Origin of the sequence: Halovibrio sp. HP20-59 (genome assembly GCF_033052795.2) — a bacterium.
In the GTDB taxonomy this organism is placed as follows: Bacteria; Pseudomonadota; Gammaproteobacteria; order Pseudomonadales; family Halomonadaceae; genus Vreelandella.
In genome coordinates, this window is record NZ_JAWJUW020000001.1 from 198,134 (window position 1) to 218,331 (window position 20,198).

Below are 20,198 nucleotides of genomic sequence, written 5' to 3' on the forward strand. Positions count from 1 at the left end.
TAATCCTGCCATCGGGCTATATCGCCATTTGCTTTAGTGAACAACACTGTCAATGCACCTTTAATAATCATAATACGCAGGAGCATGACAATGATCTACGCCAACCCTGGTGATACCGGTTCTGTGGTGTCATTTGAAAAACGCTATGGCAACTATATTGGCGGCGAATTTGTGGCCCCGGTGAAAGGCCAGTACTTTGACAACATTAGCCCCGTTAATGGCCACGTTTTTTGCGAAATCCCCCGTTCAACGGCAGAAGATATCGATAAAGCGCTCGATGCTGCCCATAAAGCGGCGCCCGCTTGGGGGAAAACCTCCGTTCAAGAGCGCAGCAATATTCTGCTGAAAATTGCCGATCGTATTGAGCAAAACCTTGAAGCCCTGGCCGTCGCGGAAACGTGGGATAACGGCAAGGCCGTGCGCGAGACCCTCAATGCTGATCTCCCGCTGGCTGTTGACCACTTTCGCTATTTTGCCGGCTGCTTGCGCTCTCAAGAAGGCACCGCCGCGGACATCGACGGCAACACGGTGTCTTACCATTTCCACGAGCCGCTGGGCGTAGTGGGGCAGATTATCCCTTGGAACTTCCCCATTTTAATGGCCACCTGGAAGCTGGCGCCTGCGCTAGCGGCGGGTAACTGCGTAGTATTGAAGCCCGCAGAGCAAACTCCCGCGTCTATTTTAAAGGTAATGGAAGTCATTGGTGATCTCCTGCCGCCTGGCGTACTCAATATCGTCAACGGATTTGGCGCCGAGGCCGGTCAAGCGTTGGCGACCAGCAAGCGCATCGCCAAGATCGCCTTTACCGGTTCTACCCCCGTTGGCTCGCATATCTTGAAGTGTGCGGCAGAAAACATTATCCCGTCGACTGTAGAGCTTGGCGGCAAATCCCCCAACATCTACTTCGCCGACATCATGAACGCTGAACCGACCTTTATTGATAAAGCAGTCGAAGGCTTAGTGCTGGCGTTCTTTAACCAGGGCGAAGTATGCACCTGCCCGTCTCGCGCACTGATTCAAGAGAGCATGTACGATGAGTTCATGGTCAAGGTCATCGAACGTACTAAAACCATCAAACGCGGGAATCCACTAGATACCGACGTGCAGGTGGGGGCCCAGGCCTCTCAAGAGCAGTTCGATAAAATCATGTCCTACATGGATATTGCCCGGGATGAAGGTGCGGAATTCCTCACCGGCGGCAATAAAGAGACCATGGACGACAGCATCAACAGTGGTTACTACATCCAGCCCACGCTGTTGAAGGGTAACAACCAGATGCGCGTTTTCCAGGAAGAAATCTTTGGCCCGGTGGTGGCCGTCACTACCTTTAAGGATGAAGAAGAAGCGCTGGCGATTGCCAACGACACCGAGTTTGGTTTGGGCGCAGGCGTATGGAGCCGTGATATCAACGTCGCCTTCCGCATGGGGCGAGGCATTCAAGCCGGACGCGTATGGACCAACTGCTACCACCAGTACCCCGCCCATGCGGCTTTCGGTGGCTACAAGAAATCCGGCGTTGGCCGCGAAACTCACAAAGTCGCCCTTGAGCACTACCAGCAAACTAAAAACTTGTTGGTTAGTTACGACATCAACCCACTGGGCTTCTTCTAAGTCTCTATTCTGTATAGCTAACCACCCCGTCCGGCATTGCCGGGCGGTATTGTCAGTCCCCCTGACGCTGACTCTACCGATAAGAGTCGTTCTTAAACGACCATATCGAAAACCACTAGGAGTAGCATCATGGATAGCACAATGCGCGCGGCGGTCGTTCGTGAGTTTGGCCAGCCGTTGGTTATCGAAGAAGTTGACGTACCTCGCCCTAAGCGGGGCGAAGTGCTGATGAAAGTGGCGGCCTCTGGTGTTTGCCACACCGATTTACACGCTGCTCACGGCGATTGGCCGGTAAAACCCTCGCCGCCGTTTATTCCAGGGCATGAAGGTGTTGGGCATATCGTCGCGGTGGGTGAAGGCGTCTCCCATGTCAAAGAGGGCGACCGTATCGGTGTTCCCTGGCTCTACTCGGCCTGCGGCTACTGCGAGCATTGTTTAGGCGGTTGGGAGACACTGTGCGAGTCTCAGCAGAATACCGGCTACAGCGTTAACGGCGGGTTTGCGGATTACACCTTAGCGGATGCGGGCTATGTAGGGCGCCTGCCGGATGCCGTTGATTTCATCGAAATAGCCCCAGTGCTGTGTGCAGGCGTAACGGTTTATAAAGGCTTGAAAATGACCGATACCCGCCCCGGCCAGTGGGTGGTGATTTCGGGCATTGGGGGCCTGGGTCACATGGCGGTGCAGTACGCCAAAGCGATGGGGCTGAACGTGGCGGCTGTCGATATCGATGACGGTAAGCTAGCCCTGGCTGAGCGCTTAGGTGCCACGGTCACCGTTAACGCCATGAAAACCGACCCGGCGGAATATCTGAAGAAAACCATTGGTGGCGCCCACGGAGCATTAGTCACCGCGGTGTCGCCGAAGGCGTTTGATCAGGCCCAAAATATGCTTCGCCGCGGTGGAACACTGGTACTCAATGGCCTACCGCCCGGCGATTTCCCGCTGCCAATCTTCAATACCGTACTGAACGGGATTACCATTCGTGGCTCCATCGTGGGCACGCGCCTTGACTTACAAGAGGCATTGGATTTCGCCGCTGAAGGTAAGGTCAAGGCCACGGTCGCCACCGATACGCTGGATAATATTAACGACGTTTTCCAGCGCATGATCGACGGCAAGATCGAAGGCCGCATCGTGTTGGATATGGCGAGCTGAGCGAACTATCTACCAGGGGGAGACAGCTCCCCCTATTTAATCCTCGACGTTACCTCGCCGTTCTCCCGTCAGTCCAACCAACGCCGCGTCATGCGCTCGGCGTGGGCAAGGTTACTGACGACCGCTAGCTTACCCGTTTCGCGTTGAATGCCAGCGCGCTTAATTTTCAGCACCATGCGCGGCGCCAGCCCTACAAATATTACCCCCACTCCTTGAGCACCCAATTCTCGGCGTAGCGTATCAAGCGCTACCATGGCAGTGGTGTCCAGGCTGGGCACATCGCGCATATCCAGTACGACAACCTTCACGCTGTGATCAATCACTCTGAGTGTGGCAATGGCCTTTTCTGCTGCGCCAAAAAACAGCGGGCCACTGATCTTATAAAGCGCTACTTCCGGTGGGAAATGTTCGCCGGTGTCGGGTGCGGCTAAACGTTGGGTATGCGTCAGCTGTGCCATACGCCGAATAAACAGTGCAGCGGCTAGGCCAATACCCACGGCCACGGCAATCACCATGTCGAAAACAACCGTGAGTGCAAAGCAGATCACTAGCACCCAAACATCGCTAGCGGGGGCGCTTTTCAGCGTATGCATAAAGTGGCGCGCCTCGCTCATGTTCCAGGCGATGATAAAGAGCAAGGCGGCCAGAGCGGCCATGGGTACATAGCCTAGTACTCCCGCGAGCACCACCACGGCAAGTAGCACCACGACTGAATGCACCACCGCAGCGACAGGTGAAAAGGCACCACTTTTGATATTGGTCGCGGTCCGGGCTAGGGCCGCCGTGGCGGTAATGCCGCCGAAGAAGGGCACCACCATATTGCCCAGCCCCTGGCCAATTAGCTCGGCATTAGGATCATGGCGGGTGCGAGTTAAGCCATCTGCCACCACGGCACACAGTAGCGACTCGATCGCCGCCAGCAGAGCAATCGCCAGTGCCGGGCCAAGCAGCGCCTGAATCAGCGCAAAGTCGATCTCAAGCGGAACGCCATCGGCGCCAGGAAAATGCCACGGGGCGGTAAAGCTAGGCGCGAAGGGCGGAATACCACTGCCGCTCGCGCCCTCGAACTCCCAGCTAAAGCGCGAGGCGATCGTATCGACCTCGACGCCACCCGTCAGCAGCAGCGCGGCGGCCAGGGTGCCCACCACCAGGCCAACCAGTGGGGCAGGAACTGGCGTATTCAGCCGGGGCCAGATTAGCAGCGTTGCCAAGGTCACAAGCCCCACGCTGATCTCAGCCAGTGACAGAGTGGGCAGCGCTCGACCAATCAGCATGAGGTTACGGATAGTACTCTCGCCGAGCTCGACCCCGGCCAAACCGAGAAAATCGGGTAGTTGCAGCAGCGCAATGACGACGCCAATGCCCGCCGTAAAGCCCAGAATCACCGGGTAGGGGACGTATTGAATCAGGCTGCCCAGCCGTGAAAGCCCCAGCGCGACCAAAATGGCACCGGCCATCAAGGTAGCAATCAGCAGCCCGCCCAAACCATGATTGGCCACAATGGGAAAGAGGATCACGACAAAAGCGGCGGTAGGGCCCGAAATATTGAACCGCGAACCGCCGGTCAAGGCGATCACCGCGCCCGCCACGATGGCAGTGTACAGCCCGTGCTGAGGGGGCACGCCGGTGGCAATTGCCAGCGCCATGGAAAGCGGTACCGCCACCACACCAATCGTCAGCCCCGCCATCACATCGCGCTTGAATTTGGCCAGCGTATATCCTTCACGCCAGGCATTTACCAACGCACTGCCAGGCAGCGGGAAAACGTATCCCGAAGATCGATGGGCGCGGGACATCGGGCAATCCTCCTAAAAATAGCTAAAACAAGCCATTACGCTACGCCTGCGCTGAAATTTGCACAACAAGGCGTTAGTCGCGGAGTCGTTCGCGCACAAAAAACCCAGCCGCTTGGCTGGGTTTGATTTTAGGCTAAGAGCTTACGCTTACTTACATCTGCGAGTCTTCCGGCGGTTCGCCGATGGTGCCGGGCATTGCCTGCACATGGCCCATCTGCTCACCGGCCAAGGCGAGGAAGTGTAAGTGGCGCTCATACTCAGCCACTAAATCACCGATCACCTGACCACGGGTGTAACCGTTAAGGTCTTTGTCTTGGCCGCCTTCGGCAAGGAAAACATCCAAACGCACATAGAAGTCATCGTCCGCCGGTATGAAGCTAGGTGTGCGCATGCGGTGCGGGCAAACCTGGTAGACAAAGCTGGTAGCGTCGCCGAAATCAACCTGGAGCATCAGGTTAGGCAGTGTCTCGCCCTCTAGGTGCTCTTCAGTGACGTTGGCGGTTTGGCCACGGCTTTCAAGCTCCTGGGCAAACTGGGTCATCGCCGGGCGAATCGAGTGCTCAAGAGTTGCGGCGGCACCCGCACGGGTAGACGTATCCAAGGCGCGGTCCAAACGTTCTTTCCAATCGCCACCCGGAGCGCCACCGGCAATCATGCGGCGGGCATCGGCTTTTTTGCCTTCCAATTTCAGTGCTTTGTACATACCTACCATGACCGCGAAAATAACCAACGAGAACGGCAGTGCGGTTATCACCACGGCACTTTGCAGTGCGTTCAAGCCGCCGGCCATTAATAGGGCGATGGTGATCAAGCCAATCACCGCCGACCAGAAAATACGTAACTTCACCGGCGCATCGTGGTTCACGTCGCTTAAAATAGAGGTGAAGTTGGCCAATACCAAGGCACCGGAGTCCGCAGAGGTAATAAAGAACACAATGCCGAGAACAGTCACAACAGCGGCGGTCAGGCCCGTGTAGGGGAAGTACTCAAGCAAGGTGTAGAGGGTGGTTTGCGGGGTGTTGAGCGCCTGTTCGCCTAGTTCAACCACGCCTTGATTGGCCACCAGTTCGATACCGGTGTTACCGAATACCGACATCCATACCATCATAAAGGCCAACGGAATAAACAAGGCGCCTGCGACAAACTCACGAATGGTACGACCACGGGAAATACGCGCTAGGAACAGACCGACGAACGGTGTCCAGGCTATCCACCAGCCCCAGAAGAAGATCGTCCACCACATTTTCCACTCACGGGCGCCTTCATCGGCAAAGGCGTAGGTGTCAAAGCTGGCACCGACAAAGCCCGACAGGTAGTCACCGGCGTTATTAACGACTTTATCCAGCAGCACCAGGGTGTCGCCTGAGAAGAGTACAAACAGCATCAGCGCTAACGCCAACAGCATGTTGAATTCAGAGAGGCGGCGAATACCTTTTTCGACACCGGTTACGACAGAAATCGTCGCTAATATCACCACCATGACGATCAAAATGATCTGCACGGTGATGGTTTCCGGCACGTCAAACATATATGCCAGGCCGTAGTTCAACTGCATTACGCCGATCCCGAGGCTCGTGGCGATGCCAAACACAGTGGAGATCACTGCGGTAATATCTACCGCGTTGCCAATCGGGCCGTGAATACGCTTGCCCAGGATCGGATAGAGCGCGCTACGAATCGCCAGCGGCAGGCGATGACGGTAGCTAAAGTAGGCCAGCGCCATACCCATCAACACGTACAGACCCCAGCCAGAGAGCCCCCAGTGCAGATAGGTTTGAACGACGGCGTTACGCATAGCAGCCTGGCTCTCCGGGGTTAAATCCGGCGGTGCCAAATAGTGGGCGACTGGCTCAGCAACGCTGAAGAACAGCAGGTCAATGCCGATGCCCGCGGCAAACAGCATGGCCGACCAAGATAGCAGTGAAAACTCGGGTCGCGAGTGATCAGGCCCTAGGCGGATGCTGCCAAAGCGCGATAGTCCGATGGCGATCACAAACACCAGGTACGCCACGATGGCAAGCATGTAGTACCAGCCAAAGGTTTTGCTGACCCAGGCGAGGCCTGCATCAAAGAAAGCGCCAGCTTGTTCGGTAAACAGCATGGTGAGCACTAAGAAAACGATGATGCCCGCCACACTACCGTGGAAAACCACGGGATTAAGACGGTCGCGGGAGGGGAGGATGGGATTGTCTTTCGCCATGCAGGCGCTCTCCTGTTATTAAAAGATACGTTAGGGAAGGGTGAGGAACACTTTTTATTTTGAATGAACGTTCAAATAAAATACGCGATTAAGTGACCCTCTTCAAGTTCACCTCCTCTATTTCGGTTGAATTAGCGTGGAGTTAGCCGGGTGATGATGAAAGCGCAGACACAAAAAAGCCCGGAAAAACCGGGCGTTGGATTAAGGTTTGAGGTTTGGCCTGCGTTTATTCGCTATCGGCGTTCTCGTTACTATTACCCTCGTGATGATCACGCTTGCCGTGCTTGCCACGATACGCTTCATGAGCTTCGTGCATCGCGTTACGCAGCGCTTCCTGCTCTTCGTCTGTGAGAATTTCAGCTACCCGCTCGTGATGCTCTTCACGCAGTGCCTGCATGGCTTCGCGATGCTCTGCATGTGCTTCGTTAAGCTCAGCCTGTTTCTCTGCTGAGATATCAGCGCTTTCGTATACTGCTTGGCGACGTTCCTCCATGCGTTCTTCCATACGTTCGCGATCAGGGCCTTTGCCCTCATGATCACCGTGACTATGTGCTTGAGCGGTAAACGCTAATGGCATAATGGCGATAGCCAGCAGGGCAGGGGCAAACAGTTGGCGAATTGACAGTTTTTTAGTATTAGAAGCTTTCTTAGCACTTGAAATGTTCATTGCATCTCTCCTGGTGAGTTGACGATCACAGTATTGCTAGGCGACGTGCAAATCGTTTGCAGATAGTGTGCAACAATCATGATCTTATTGGTTTGCTGTGAGTCGTAGTTAGTAGGTGAGGGGTCACCTATTTATCAAGGAGAAACAGAATGTCGCGAACCGAGCTATTTCGCGTGTGGCATCAGCGCGGCGCATTTACCGCCCTCCGCCGCGTGACCGGCCTTGGGGCGCTTGCCTTAATGCTGAGTGGGTGCAGCGCATCCCAGCACCTTAGCCAAGGTGAGCCGGCCATTGAAAGTAGGCCACTCGGTGATCCCCAGCCTTTTACACGTTTATCAGCAAGAACCTACACGCCCGATGGGTGGCCGCAGGCGCTCAAAGCCGACGTTTATCTACCCAGCGATGACAGCGATGCACGGCGACCCGCAGCTTTGGTGGTGCACGGCGGTGGCTGGCGCAACCGTTCCCCTGAAGATATGCAGGGCATCGCCGAGCAGTTGGCGGGGCAAGGCTACGTGGCGGTCAATATTGAGTATCGCTTTGCGCCGGAATATCGCTTTCCTAGCCAACTGCATGATTTACAGCAAGCCATGGCCTGGATTCACGCCCATGCCGACCAGTGGCGGGTGGATACGCAACGTATTGTAGGCGTTGGGTTTTCGTCCGGCGCCCATTTGGTGAGCTTGCTGGCGGTTGCCGGAGTGGAAGGGCCGTTGGCTGACCCTTACGGCGGCGAACAGAGCCGCTTAGCCGCCGTGCTAGCCGGTGGTCTGCCTAGTGACTTGCTTAAATTCGACGATGGACGCTTGGTCGTAGATTTTATCGGTGGAACCCGTGCCGAAGAGCCTGAGGCGTATCGTCTCGCTTCACCCGCGCGGCAGCTTACCCCGCAGGCGCCGCCGTTTTTTCTGTTCCACGGCAAGTGGGATCAATTGGTACCGGTGGATCACGCCACTGACTTCTATCAAGCCCTGCAGGGCAACAATATTGAGAGCGAGCTGTATCTGCAGCGCTGGCGCGGCCACATTACCAGCTTCCTGCTGCGTGGCTGCGCCATTGATGCGGGCATCGCGTTTCTTAATCAGCAGGTCAACCCTTAACCCTCCGGCTGATACTTATAGCCGACGCCATAGACCGAGCGAATAATGTCCAGCTCGGGGAGCGCTTCGTGGATTTTCTTGCGCAGCTTTTTAATGTGGCTGTCCACGGTGCGCTCCGAGACGATGCGGTTGTCGCGGTACATGTGATCCATTAGCTGTTCACGGCTGAAGATTCGCCCCGGCGCCTGCATCATCACCCGCAACAGCTGAAACTCTACCGCCGTGAGTCCTATATCCTGCCCGTAAGCGAGCGCCTGCCAGCCATCTTCGTTTAATACCACCGGTGCGTTTTGCACCTCGACTGGGGCATCGGCCGCCGCTTGGCTACGGCGTAGTACCGCTTTGACCCGAGCGACGACTTCCCGGGGGCTAAACGGTTTGCAGATATAGTCGTCGGCGCCTAGTTCCAGCCCTAGCAAGCGGTCGACCTCTTCTACCTTGGCGGTGACCATGATGATGGCAATGGCTGGCCACTTTTGACGTATTTCACGGCTGAGGGTGAGGCCATCTTTACCTGGCAGCATGATGTCTAGGAGTACCAACGCTGGGGAGTGCTGCTCCAACCACGGTATCACCTCGTCGCCATGGCCCAGGGTGGTTACCTCAAAACCGTGGGTGGTTAAGTAGTCCTCCATCAGGCGGGCAATTTTTGGTTCATCCTCGACAATCAGTAAAGAGGCAGCATGAGGCATATAAGGTAGACTCGCTTAACAGTGAACGTGAAAGCCGGGCATAACGATTCTTGTGATATTCGTGCTTGAAACATTAATCCCGGAAATATTAATCCGCAGCCAACAGCGGAAAACGCAGTGTCCAACGTAGCCCTCCTAGCGTTGAGATAGAGGGCGTCAACGTTGCACCGTGTGCATTGACCAAGGCGCTTGCAATGGAGAGCCCCAAGCCGCTGCCGCCGCTGGCACGGCTGCGCGAGTTTTCCACGCGATAGAGCCGCTCGGTTAAGCGTGCTAGCTCTTCCTCTGGCACGCCTGGGGTACTATCTTCCCAGGTCACCACGGCCATCCCCTGCCGGGCGGTGAGCGTGACACGCAGCTCGCCCGGCGGTTGGGTGTAGGCGCAGCTGTTATCCAGCAGATTGTTCCACAGCTGGCGCAGGCGTTGGGCATCGCCACGAATCATAATGCCAGGCTCGATCTGTTCGGTCAGCGTTAAACCGCTTTCGACTAACCAGCGGTCGGCGTCGGCCAGGCGGCCGGCAAGGCAGTCGCTAAGATCCATCGGTGCCAGTTGAATATCCAGCGCCCCTGCGTCGCTTTGCGACAACAGGCGTAAATCCGCGACTAAGCGCTCTAACTGCCCAACTTCCTGAGCGAGAGAGCTAAGGTTTTCCTGATTTAACGGACGAATGCCATCCTGCATGGCTTCGATCTCGCCGCGCAGTACCGCCAGCGGCGTGCGCAGCTCGTGGGCGGTATCAGACACCCATCGGGCGCGGGCATCGCGGCTGGCTTCCAGCGTGGCCGCCAATACGTTGAAGTCGCGCGCCAGGCGCGATAGCTCATCGCGACCGCGTTCAGGCAGTCGAGTGCGATAATCGCCCTCGGTAAGCCGCAGCGTGGCCCCCGCCAGTGCCCGGGTGCGTCGCCCCAGCCACCAGGAGAGCCCGCCCGCCAGCAGCAGCGAGGCAACGCAGAGTGATACCACGATAAGCACCAAGTTGCGCTGCTGTCGCTCAAGGAAGCGACTCTCCATGCGCTCCATCATTTCTCGGGGCGGCCGAAATCCCAGCGAGCCGATATGGGTATCGCCGCTGCGCAGGGTGAGCCAATGCCAACTGCCCGAGCCTCCGCGCCCGCTTCTAGGCGGCACCACAAAGCGGCCATCCGCTGCGCGCAGGGTGAAATCCCGCGCCTCGCCGAGTGGCGAAGGGCGGTCACGGTGCGCCTGGCCCAGTTCAAAGCGGACGATATACGGCCAGCGTTCCGGTGACTGCTCCAGCCAGCCCCAGCTCTGCTGGGTTTCCCAGCGAGTGACGAGTCCATCGGCCAACAGTGTGGCACGGCGCTCCTGGGCCTGGTTGAGGTAGTCGAGAAAACCGCGGTCAATACTGTACGAGACGGCAAGAAACATACTGGCTGAGATCGCTACATTGACGCTGAGAATAATGACGAACAGCTTGAGTCCCAGCCGCGAGGGGCGCCATTGACGTATCGCTTTGAGCAAGGCCATCAGTGGGCTCCTTCTTCTTGGCTAGGCTTTTCATCAAGTGCTGGTTGGCGTGGCGCGCTGAGCCGCTCGCGCACATTCTCCATGCCTAGATAGAGGCAGGGCACCAGGATCAGCAGTATCACTGTGGCGAAGAGCATGCCGAAGCCGAGTGAGATCGCCATGGGGATCATAAAGCGCGCCTGCCTGGACGTTTCCAGGATCATGGGTGCCAGACCTAGAAAAGTCGTCAGCGTGGTCATCATGATCGGGCGTAAGCGTCGGGTGGCTGCCGCCACGATAGCTTCCCGGGCGGCCATGCCTTCGCCGCGTTTGCGGTTGGCGTAGTCGATCAGCACCAGGGCATCGTTAATCACTACGCCTGAGAGCGCCAGCATACCCAGCAGGCTGATAATCGAAAGCCCGAAGCCCATGATCATGTGGCCGGCCACCGCACCCACGATGCCAAAGGGAATGGCGGCCAGCACCAGCAGCGGCTGTAGGTAGCTTCTAAACGGGATAGCCAGCAATGCATAAAGCGCGGCAATCATTAACCACATTGCGGTTTTCAGGGTTGCTAGGTTGTCGGCGGTGTCTTGCTGGCGCCCGCCCATGCTGACTTCCAGCCCCGGCCACGTCGAGGTGAGGTTGGGAAACGCCTCTTCCTGCAGCGTCGCAAGCACTTGGTTGATCGCTTGGTCGCTTTGCGAATCCGCAGTGACGGTAATAATGCGCCGCCCGTTAATGCGTTCAAGGCTGCTAGACGCTTGACTGACGGTCATATCCGCGACCCGCGATAGCGGTACGCTCAGACCATCGGGGGTGCGTATCGGCATGCGGTAAAGTTCATTCAAACTGTCGCGGTTGTCGTTGGGTAAACGTACCTCAACGCTGATTTCGCTGCGACCCACGTACTGTTCAAGCGCGGTGGCTCCTTGAAGCGGCCCACGCAGCGCTTGGGCTAAATTGCTGCCAGTGAGTCCCAGGGCGCGACCTTCAGCAGAAAGGCGTATTTCGAGCTGAGGCTTACCGTCGCCTATGCCGCTGTCGATATCCGTGAGGCCATAGCCGCTCAGGGTTGCTGCCAGCCGTTCGGCGGCTGCTTCAAGCACTTGGGTGTCAGAGTGTGAAAGACGCAGGCTTAGCGCCGCACCGCTACCGGGGCCGCCAACGTCCGACTCAAAGCGAACAGACTGGGCACCCAGCAAATCGCCGGTTAACGAACGCCACTCACGGGCAATCCGGGAGGGGGGCCACGCCGCCAGGCTGTCGCTGGCAATATCCAAACGCACTTCCAAGCTTTCGCCATCTAAGCGGCTACGTGAGCTGCTAAAGCTCAGCGTCTCTTCGCGCTCGCTAAGGGCATCGGCGGCATCAAGCAGCTGTTGGCTAAGCTCGCGGCTAACGTTGATATTGCTACCAATGGGCAGGGTGACCGTGGCCTGCACCTGATCCGATTCGACCCGAGGCATCAGGGAAAAGCCCAAACGCCCGCTCATTGCCCAGGAGAGCGCGATGAGCAGAATGGCGATCCCCACTGAAATGCTCAGCAGGCGCTGGTTCAGGGCGCGTTGCAGAAACGGCTCAAACTGGCGATAGGTGAAGTGATGCAAGCCGCCCTGAAGACGTTGGCGCAGTGCTTCAAGCGGGCGCTGCCACTTGGGTGTTTGGCGGGGCTTGCGGCTATGCGCCAGGTGGGCGGGCAGAATCACCAGGGCTTCCAGCCATGAGATCAAGAATACTGTCACCACAACGACGGGCACGGTGGCAAAAATCAGCCCCAGGAAGCCGGGTAAAAACAGTAGCGGCAGGAAAGCCACAATGTTGGAAAGAATGGCAAAGGTCAGCGGGGTGGCAATTTCGCTGGCCCCTTTGACCGCCGCATCGCGCAGCGAATAGCCTTCTTCCCGGTAGCTATAGATATTCTCGCCAACGATAATGGCGTCATCCACCACGATCCCCAGGGCGATAATAAAGGCGAACATCGACATCATGTTGAGCGAGACGCCGATCCAAGGCAGAAACAGCATGGCGCCTAGAAAGGCGGTTGGAATGCCCAGCGTGACCCAGAACGCCAACCGCGCTTCCAAAAATAGCGCCATGAGTACCAATACCAGCGCTAGGCCCATCCAGGCGTTTTTTAAAAGTAGGCCCAGTCGAGCCTCGTAAACTTCTGAGCTATCACGGGAGATAGCCAGGCTCACGCCTGTCGGCAAACCCGTGCGCAAGCGCTCAAGTTCGGCGTTAACCGCTTCTGAAATACTGGTGGGTGTCTGGTCGCCAATCTGGTAAACATCGACGGAAAGCCCTGGTTGGCCGTTGTAAAACACTTCGCGGTCGGTTTCGGCAAAGCCATCGGTGACCTGGGCGATATCGCCTAAGGTAATCGGCGTTCCCTGGATGCTGGTCAGGATAGGCAGCTCGGCAAACGCCTCAGCGCTGTTGCGTCGGCCCTGATAGCGAATCAACCACTCGCCTTCGGCGGTGGTTAATTGCCCGCTGGCCAGATCAAGCGCTTCTTCTGCGATACGTCCCGCCAATTCCTGGTGGTCCAACCCATAGCGCTCAATGGCTTCTTCATCCAGGTTGACTTGAATTTCCCGATCGCGATTGCCGGATAGCTCTACTTTGGAAATGCCGGAAACGGCCTGGAGGTCGCCGCGTACATTTTCGGCCGCATCGTGCAGCGCTTCCAGACCAACGTGACCATACACTTGCAGGTTCAAGACACTGCGCGACCCGCCCGCCAAGGTAAAACGAGGTGGGTCTGCGGCGCTGGGTAGGGTAGTGATAGCGTTCACCGCCTGCTGGATTTCCTGGTAGGCGCGCATCACATCAATGCCGTCAATAAGGGTAGCACTAACGCTGGCGCTGCCTTCATTGGCGGTGGCGGTCAGTTCGTCGATGCCCTCCACATCGGCAATAGCGGCTTCCAGCGGTTGCAGCAGGCTTTGCTCAACGTCTTCCGGGGTGGCGCCGGGGTAGCTGATAGACACTTGCACAATTTCGGTGGTGAATTCGGGAAACACCTCTTTTTTAATCGCCAGAGAAGCCATTAGACCGCCGACGATAAACAGCACCATCAGCAAGTTAGGTGCTACCCCGTGATCGACCATCCAGGCCAGTGGACCGCGGCGCATTATCATGGGGCGTCTCCCTGGCTGGCCGGGGTGTCATTTGCTTGGCGAATGCGCACCTGCTGACCTTCTTGAGGCTGAGCCAAGCCGGCGGTGACCACCCGCTGGCCAACGTCTAATCCCTCACTGATTAAGGCGCTATCTTCACCGCGGTAGGCCAAGGTGACCGACGTGCGCCGCAGGTGGTTGTCCTCATCGACGAGCCACACGATGTCACCTGGACGTAGGGCCGCAGACGGTAATGTGATGAGTTGGCCTTGAATGGACGGTTGAAAAGAAACCCGCAGCACATCGCCTAAACGCAGCGCTGGGCCATCTGTTGCTAACGCCAGTGGATCGTCGACAGCGATTAACAGCTGTGCCTGCAAGCCATTCTCTTCCAAGCTGGGTAGCACCGATACCAACGTGCCTTGGCGTGCGGCGTCTGTCGGCCAGCCGCGGCTCGTCAAAGTGACGTTGCTGCCGATGTCAAGCCACTCTATCCACTCACCGGGCAGGGACGCGCGCACCCAAAACTGCTCAACGCCAACCAAATGCAGGACTTCAGTGCCTTGACTGAGCAGGCTGCCTGCGCCGACTAAGCGCTCTTGCACCATGGCCCGCCACGGGGCAGTGAGAGTGGCACGCTCGATATTTAGCGCCGCCTGGTCACGGGCAACCCGCGCTTGGGTCACCTCCGACTGCGCCTGACGCAGCTGTGGTTCGCGGAGTACCAGCGAGCGACGCTCAGCGGAGAGTTGGCGGCCAAAGGATTCGTACTCGCTGCGTGCACGTTGCTGCTCTGCCTGTTCTAAGGCAAGCTGGGCTTGAGCATTCGCCAGTACTGCTTCAGCATCTTCTAGCGCAAGGGCAAGGTCGGCTTGATCAATGTAAGCGATCGGCGCTTGCTGCTCGACGACTTGACCCGGTATAACATTGGTAGCAAAACGTTCTAACTGGCCCGCTACACGGCTTGCCAACATCGCCTCTTTTTCGGCCTCAATGCGGCCAAAACCATGCAGTTCGGGTGCCTGGGTACTGGCCGCTACGGTAACGACATCGACCATTACTGGGCGCGGCTCGGGTGGTGGGGTGCGCTCAATACGCGGCGGTTGTGACATGATCCACCACGCGACCGACAACGTTCCAGCAAGAATTAATAAAGCCACCACGGCACCCAAACGAATACGGCCTTGCTGATACGGCGAATGGGAAGAACAGAAGGAACGTGTTGATGTCATTACCGCGCGTCATCCATTGTGAGCAAAATTTCCAGAAAAAAAGCGTATGATGCTAGCATCACGCATTGGTAAGCAGCCATTAGGCAAATAATGTGCAAATAGTATGCAACCCACGCCCACTTGATAAGAATGGACTGACTGGTCTACTTTAATACGTATGAAAAACACCGCAACGCGTGACAAATTGATTGATACAGGCGCTCAGCTGATTGGCCAGCAAGGCTATAACGCGACGGGCATTAATGCCGTTTTAAAAACGTGCGGTGTGCCAAAAGGCTCCTTTTACCACTATTTTTCCAGTAAAGAAGATTTCGGCCTTGCCGTGATCGAGCGGTTTGCAACGAGCTATGATGCAACGTTAGTGGCGCTGCTGGAAGATAGTGAAACACCGCCGCTAGAGCGTTTAAGGCGCTACTTCGCGCTTGGTCGCGATCATATGCTTGAATGTGATCACGCTACAGGCTGTCTGATTGGTAATCTGGGCCAAGAACTGTCTGGCCAAAGCGACACCTTTCGGGACGCTTTAAACTTGGTGTTTCAGCGCTGGGAGCAACGCTTTGTACTCTGCTTGAGAGAGGCCCAGGCGCGCGGCGACATCGCCATGAATACTCCCCCGGAAGCGCTCGCCAGTTTTATTCTAACCGGCTGGGAAGGCGCTATTTTGCGCGCTAAAACGCTAAAATCCGTCGAGCCCATGGAGCATTTTGAAAAGATTTTGTTCGAGCAGGTACTGATAAGCCCATCGCCTCGCTAAGGCGATGGGCTTAATGCGTTTAAAACCCTTCTAATACCAGCTTGCCAATCGTACGGTTGCTTTCGATCAGCGCGTGAGCGCGCTTTAGGTTTTCGGCGTTAATGGAGCCCAGCACCTCACCTAAGGTCGTTGTTAAACGGCCGTTATCAACCATGACGGCGACTTCCGTGAGTAAATCGTGCTGCTTGACGAGATCGTCCGTGGTGAACAACGGGCGAGTAAACATCAGTTCCCAGTGCAGCGACAGGCTTTTCATTTTTAGCTTGCGCACATCGATTAGTTCGGGGTCATCAATGAGTGCCAATTTACCCTGAGGTTTTAGTGCGGCAATAATGGCATCAAAGTGGTGGTCGGTCTGGTTAAGGCTAATCACCATGTCCACACCATCAAAGCCAGCGGCTTTCAGTGCCTGATCAATGGGCTGATGGTGATCAATTACCGCATCAGCACCTAATGATTTCACCCAGGCTTGGCTCTCTGGCCGAGAGGCTGTACCAATCACGCTAATATCGGTTAGCTGTTTAGCAAGCTGCACCAGGATCGAACCAACGCCCCCCGCCGCGCCAATTACCAACAGGCTTTTGCCTTGAGTATCGCGCATACCCAGCTCCAAGCGGTCAAACAGCAGCTCCCAGGCGGTAATCGCGGTAAGGGGCAGCGCCGCCGCCTGAGTGTCAGAAAGGCTTTTCGGCGCTAAGCTGGCAATGCGTTCATCGACCAGCTGATACTCGGCATTAGAGCCTTGGCGGGCAACGTTGCCTGCGTACCACACCCGGTCGCCCGGCTGAAAACGGCTAACGGCGCTGCCCACGGCATCCACAATGCCTACCGCGTCGTAACCCAACACGCGTGGCTCGCCGGCTTCCGGCAGGGCGCTACTGCGCACTTTGGCATCCACAGGGTTAACGGAAATCGCCCTGACTGCCACGCGGATATCGTGGGCCTCTGGGGTTGGGGTGGGTAACTCGATATCCTGTAGTGCATCAGGGTGGTCGATAGGCAGGCTTTGGGTAAAGGCGATTGCTTTCATAATGGTGGCTTCCGGTAAATTTAAGTAGCGCCATCATGCCCGGATGTCGTGTTATTAAAAAGGTTTGGTCCGCGTAATATACCCCCCGCTGCATTGATAAGTGATGCGATAAGTCAGGAGCACGCCATGTTTGAAGGGTTTGAAAAATTGAAGCGCGACGTTAACGGCATTGATATCGCTTTTCGAAAGGGTGGTAGCGGCCCGGCACTGCTACTGCTTCACGGCCACCCTCAAACCCACGTGATTTGGCACAAAGTGGCCAAAGCGCTTGCCCAACATTTCACGGTGATTGCGGCGGATCTCCGTGGCTACGGCGACAGCAGTAAACCTGACGACGACTCTGAACACCTTAATTACTCTAAGCGGGCCATGGCTGCCGATATGGCAGAACTGATGAGCGCGCTGGGTTTTGAGCATTTCAAGGTGTTGGCCCATGATCGTGGGGCACGTGTTGCCCACCGTTTAGGTGTTGACCACGCTGAACGCGTCGAGCGCATGGTGCTATTAGATATCGCCCCGACGCTTGCCATGTACCGGGGCACTAACGAGGCCTTTGCGCGCAGCTACTGGCACTGGTTCTTCCTGATTCGCCCCCAGCCGCTGCCGGAAATGCTAATTCAGAGCGATCCTGCCCAGTACCTTAAAAGCGTGATGGGTGCCCGCAGTGCCGGAATGGCGCCTTTCTCCTCAGAAGCCCTGGCCGAATATGAGCGCTGCTTGTCGCTCCCCGGGACCGCCACCGGTATTTGTGGCGATTATCGCGCCAGCGCCTCGATTGATCTATTGCATGACCAGGCAGATATCAACGCTGGCATAAAACTTACCTGCCCCGTCAAAGTGATGTGGGGCGCAAAAGGCGCTATTGAAGCCTGCTTCGATGCTTTAAGCGAGTGGCAGAAAGTCGCCACCGATGTCGATGGCAAAGCGCTCCCTTGCGGCCACTACATCGCCGAGGAGGCCCCTGAAATATTGCTTGAGGAAGCGCTGCCGTTTCTTCTCGATGCCTGACAGGCAATTCGGGCGACTGAGCAAGACGAAGCGGGTAAAAAACTGGATAATGGGCGGCAATTCGCCTACCGGCTTATGTTTTAAAGCCCAGGCACACCCATTACTCCGGACGTTCTTCATGGAAATCAAAGTTAATTATCTCGACAACCTCCGTCTGGAGGCCAAGTTCGACGATTTCACTGTCACCTCCGACCAGCCGATTCGCTATAAAGGTGATGGCTCGGCGCCGGGGCCCTTCGATTACTTTCTGGCGTCTTCGGCCATGTGTGCCGCTTATTTCGTCAAGGTGTACTGCAACGCGCGGAATATTCCGACCGAGAACATTCGCCTGTCGCAGAACAATATCGTCGACCCGGAAAACCGCTACAAGCAAATTTTCAAAATCCAGGTCGAGCTGCCGGAAGATATCTCAGCAAAAGATCGCGAAGGCATGCTGCGCTCCATCGACCGCTGCACGGTGAAAAAAGTCGTGCAAACCGGGCCTGAGTTTCAGATCGAGGTGGTCGAAAATATCGACGAGGACGCCCAGGCGCTGCTGATGGGCGCGCCGGAAGGCAGCAATACCTATATTGAGGGCAAAGACCTGCCGTTGGAACAGACCATCGCTAACATGAGCGGCATTCTGGCTGACCTGGGCATGAAGATTGAAATTGCCTCCTGGCGCAATATCGTGCCCCACGTGTGGTCGCTGCATATTCGCGATGCGGCCTCGCCGATGTGTTTTACCAACGGCAAAGGCGCCACCAAAGAGAGCGCGCTGTGCTCGGCACTGGGCGAGTTCATTGAGCGCCTGAGCTGCAACTTCTTCTATAATGACCAGTTTTTTGGCGAAGAAATTGCGGGCAGTGACTTTGTTCACTACCCCAATGAGAAGTGGTTCAAGCCAGGGCCAAATGACGAGCTGCCTGCGGAAATACTTGATGAGCACTGCCTTGCGATCTACAACCCGGAAGGCGAGCTGTGCGGCTCTAATCTTATCGACACCAACTCCGGGCGAGAAGACCGTGGCATCGTCTCGCTGCCGTTTGTACGTCAATCCGACGGTGAAACGATCTATTTCCCCTCCAATTTGATCGAAAACCTGTTCCTGAGTAACGGCATGAGCGCGGGGAATACCCTGGTGGAAGCCCAGGTGCAGTGCCTGTCGGAAATTTTCGAGCGAGCGGTGAAGCGCGAAATTCTCGAGCAGGAATTGACCCTACCGGACGTACCCCAGGACGTATTAGCGAAGTACCCCAGCATCGTAGAAGGCATTTACGCACTGGAAGCCCAGGGGTTCCCTGTCTTAGTCAAAGATGCCTCCATGGGTGGGCAGTTCCCGGTGATGTGCGTCACTTTGATGAACCCGCGTACAGGCGGCGTGTTTGCCTCCTTTGGCGCCCACCCAAGCTTTGAAGTGGCGCTGGAGCGCAGCTTGACCGAGCTGCTGCAAGGCCGCAGTTTTGAAGGGCTGAACGATCTACCGCCGCCCACGTTTAACTCACAGACGGTTTCCGAGCCCAATAACTTTGTTGAGCACTTTATCGACTCAGTAGGCGTGGTGTCCTGGCGTTTCTTTAGTGCCAAACCCGATTTTGAATTCAGCGAGTGGGACTTCTCCGGTAGCAACGAAGAAGAGGCTGAAACGCTGTTTGGTATCTTTGAAGAACTGGGCGCTGAAGCCTACATGGCGATACACGAAGACTTGGGCGCACCGGTCTGCCGCATTCTGGTGCCGGGTTACTCAGAGGTGTATCCGATTGAGGATTTGATCTGGGATAACACCAATAAGGCGTTGGATTACCGCGAGGATATTCTCAACCTGCACCGCCTTGACGACGATCAACTGACTGACTTGGTCGAGCGGCTGGAAGAGAGCCAGATGGATGACCACACCGATATCATCACGCTGATCGGTATCGAGTTTGATGAAAACACCGAGTGGGGCCAACTGACGATTCTGGAATTGAAGCTATTGGTTTATTTGGCGCTTGGCCGTCACGAAGAAGCGCTGGACTGTGTGCAGATGTTCCTGCAGTACAACGACAACACCGTTGAACGCGGCTTGTTCTATCAAGCGGTAAATGCCGTGCTGGAAATTGTGCTGGATGACGAACTGGCGCTTGACGATTACCTGCATAATTTCCAGCGTATGTTCGGTGAGGAAATCATGGCGGCTGTGATTGGCTCGGTGAGTGGCGAAGTGCGCTTCCACGGCTTAACGCCCACTAGCATGCAGCTGGAAGGACTGGAGCGCCACCAGCGCCTGATCGACAGTTACAAAAAGCTCCACGCGGCGCGGGCGGCAAAAGCGGGCATTTAAGTGCCCCCAACAGCGGACCGTTTATTCATAAGTTGGCCCATCGCATTGCCGA

14 protein-coding genes are annotated in these 20,198 nt (G+C 56.4%); 6 read left to right on the plus strand and 8 right to left on the minus strand.

Annotated features, from left to right (window positions below; genetic code table 11):
* Window positions 1–90 precede the first annotated feature (90 nt).
* Both RZA33_RS00975 and adhP read left to right on the plus strand, forming a co-directional pair.
* Entirely contained in the window at window positions 91–1,611 is a 1,521-nt protein-coding gene (locus RZA33_RS00975) for an aldehyde dehydrogenase family protein (protein WP_317505976.1), read from the plus strand.
* A 129-nt stretch (window positions 1,612–1,740) separates the two neighbouring features.
* Entirely contained in the window at window positions 1,741–2,769 is a 1,029-nt protein-coding gene (gene adhP / locus RZA33_RS00980; protein ID WP_317505977.1) for an alcohol dehydrogenase AdhP, read from the plus strand.
* A 68-nt stretch (window positions 2,770–2,837) separates the two neighbouring features.
* Here the strand turns inward: adhP and dauA are convergent, their stop codons facing one another.
* The 3 genes from dauA to RZA33_RS00995 all read right to left on the minus strand — a co-directional run bounded on the left by dauA (window position 2,838) and on the right by RZA33_RS00995 (window position 7,432).
* Window positions 2,838–4,565, minus strand: a complete 1,728-nt coding sequence (gene dauA, locus RZA33_RS00985) for a C4-dicarboxylic acid transporter DauA (RefSeq protein WP_317505978.1) — start codon at window positions 4,563–4,565, stop codon at window positions 2,838–2,840.
* A 151-nt stretch (window positions 4,566–4,716) separates the two neighbouring features.
* A complete protein-coding gene (gene betT / locus RZA33_RS00990) occupies window positions 4,717–6,765 on the minus strand; it encodes a choline BCCT transporter BetT (RefSeq protein WP_317505979.1) in 2,049 nt (682 codons plus the stop codon).
* A gap of 226 nt (window positions 6,766–6,991) precedes the next feature.
* The gene (locus tag RZA33_RS00995; protein WP_317505980.1) at window positions 6,992–7,432 is read right to left on the minus strand and encodes a hypothetical protein; all 441 of its coding nucleotides are present in this window, start codon (window positions 7,430–7,432) and stop codon (window positions 6,992–6,994) included.
* A 149-nt stretch (window positions 7,433–7,581) separates the two neighbouring features.
* Between RZA33_RS00995 and RZA33_RS01000 the strand changes: the two genes are divergently transcribed.
* Window positions 7,582–8,532: an alpha/beta hydrolase gene (locus tag RZA33_RS01000; RefSeq protein WP_317505981.1), complete on the plus strand. Its 951-nt coding sequence runs from the start codon at window positions 7,582–7,584 to the stop codon at window positions 8,530–8,532.
* Here the strand turns inward: RZA33_RS01000 and RZA33_RS01005 are convergent.
* The 4 genes from RZA33_RS01005 to RZA33_RS01020 form a co-directional block, all read right to left on the minus strand.
* Entirely contained in the window at window positions 8,529–9,224 is a 696-nt protein-coding gene (locus tag RZA33_RS01005; protein ID WP_317505982.1) for a response regulator, read from the minus strand. The two genes, RZA33_RS01000 and RZA33_RS01005, sit on opposite strands and share 4 nt — an antisense overlap.
* 88 nt (window positions 9,225–9,312) lie before the next feature.
* On the minus strand, window positions 9,313–10,719 hold the full coding sequence (locus RZA33_RS01010) for an ATP-binding protein (RefSeq protein ID WP_317505983.1): 1,407 nt from the start codon (window positions 10,717–10,719) through the stop codon (window positions 9,313–9,315).
* Complete coding sequence (locus RZA33_RS01015; RefSeq protein ID WP_317505984.1) at window positions 10,719–13,841, minus strand: efflux RND transporter permease subunit; 3,123 nt, start codon at window positions 13,839–13,841, stop codon at window positions 10,719–10,721. The genes RZA33_RS01010 and RZA33_RS01015 overlap by 1 nt, the downstream gene beginning before the upstream one ends.
* Window positions 13,838–15,052 (minus strand): efflux RND transporter periplasmic adaptor subunit, encoded by a 1,215-nt coding sequence (locus tag RZA33_RS01020; protein WP_317505985.1) that lies wholly within the window; start codon window positions 15,050–15,052, stop codon window positions 13,838–13,840. The genes RZA33_RS01015 and RZA33_RS01020 overlap by 4 nt, the downstream gene beginning before the upstream one ends.
* Before the next feature lie 157 nt (window positions 15,053–15,209).
* Here RZA33_RS01020 and RZA33_RS01025 point away from each other — a divergent pair, with 157 nt between their 5' ends.
* A complete protein-coding gene (locus RZA33_RS01025) occupies window positions 15,210–15,806 on the plus strand; it encodes a TetR/AcrR family transcriptional regulator (RefSeq protein ID WP_317505986.1) in 597 nt (198 codons plus the stop codon).
* 19 nt (window positions 15,807–15,825) lie between these two features.
* On the opposite strand, the gene RZA33_RS01030 is transcribed toward RZA33_RS01025, so the two are convergent.
* Window positions 15,826–16,836 carry a zinc-binding alcohol dehydrogenase family protein gene (locus RZA33_RS01030; protein ID WP_317505987.1) on the minus strand — a complete coding sequence of 337 codons (1,011 nt, stop codon included), beginning with the start codon at window positions 16,834–16,836 and terminating at the stop codon, window positions 15,826–15,828.
* A gap of 126 nt (window positions 16,837–16,962) precedes the next feature.
* Between RZA33_RS01030 and RZA33_RS01035 the strand changes: the two genes are divergently transcribed.
* Both RZA33_RS01035 and RZA33_RS01040 read left to right on the plus strand, forming a co-directional pair.
* Window positions 16,963–17,844: an alpha/beta hydrolase gene (locus RZA33_RS01035; protein ID WP_317505988.1), complete on the plus strand. Its 882-nt coding sequence runs from the start codon at window positions 16,963–16,965 to the stop codon at window positions 17,842–17,844.
* A gap of 118 nt (window positions 17,845–17,962) precedes the next feature.
* Entirely contained in the window at window positions 17,963–20,146 is a 2,184-nt protein-coding gene (locus tag RZA33_RS01040; protein WP_317505989.1) for an OsmC domain/YcaO domain-containing protein, read from the plus strand.
* Window positions 20,147–20,198 lie beyond the last annotated feature (52 nt).

Coding starts and splice junctions, on each gene's coding strand:
- RZA33_RS00975 (WP_317505976.1), top strand. CDS start 91: ATGATCTACGCCAACCCTGGTGATACCGGTTCTGTGGTGTCATTTGAA.
- adhP (WP_317505977.1), top strand. CDS start 1,741: ATGGATAGCACAATGCGCGCGGCGGTCGTTCGTGAGTTTGGCCAGCCG.
- dauA (WP_317505978.1), bottom strand. CDS start 4,565: ATGTCCCGCGCCCATCGATCTTCGGGATACGTTTTCCCGCTGCCTGGC.
- betT (WP_317505979.1), bottom strand. CDS start 6,765: ATGGCGAAAGACAATCCCATCCTCCCCTCCCGCGACCGTCTTAATCCC.
- RZA33_RS00995 (WP_317505980.1), bottom strand. CDS start 7,432: ATGAACATTTCAAGTGCTAAGAAAGCTTCTAATACTAAAAAACTGTCA.
- RZA33_RS01000 (WP_317505981.1), top strand. CDS start 7,582: ATGTCGCGAACCGAGCTATTTCGCGTGTGGCATCAGCGCGGCGCATTT.
- RZA33_RS01005 (WP_317505982.1), bottom strand. CDS start 9,224: ATGCCTCATGCTGCCTCTTTACTGATTGTCGAGGATGAACCAAAAATT.
- RZA33_RS01010 (WP_317505983.1), bottom strand. CDS start 10,719: ATGGCCTTGCTCAAAGCGATACGTCAATGGCGCCCCTCGCGGCTGGGA.
- RZA33_RS01015 (WP_317505984.1), bottom strand. CDS start 13,841: ATGATAATGCGCCGCGGTCCACTGGCCTGGATGGTCGATCACGGGGTA.
- RZA33_RS01020 (WP_317505985.1), bottom strand. CDS start 15,052: ATGACATCAACACGTTCCTTCTGTTCTTCCCATTCGCCGTATCAGCAA.
- RZA33_RS01025 (WP_317505986.1), top strand. CDS start 15,210: ATGAAAAACACCGCAACGCGTGACAAATTGATTGATACAGGCGCTCAG.
- RZA33_RS01030 (WP_317505987.1), bottom strand. CDS start 16,836: ATGAAAGCAATCGCCTTTACCCAAAGCCTGCCTATCGACCACCCTGAT.
- RZA33_RS01035 (WP_317505988.1), top strand. CDS start 16,963: ATGTTTGAAGGGTTTGAAAAATTGAAGCGCGACGTTAACGGCATTGAT.
- RZA33_RS01040 (WP_317505989.1), top strand. CDS start 17,963: ATGGAAATCAAAGTTAATTATCTCGACAACCTCCGTCTGGAGGCCAAG.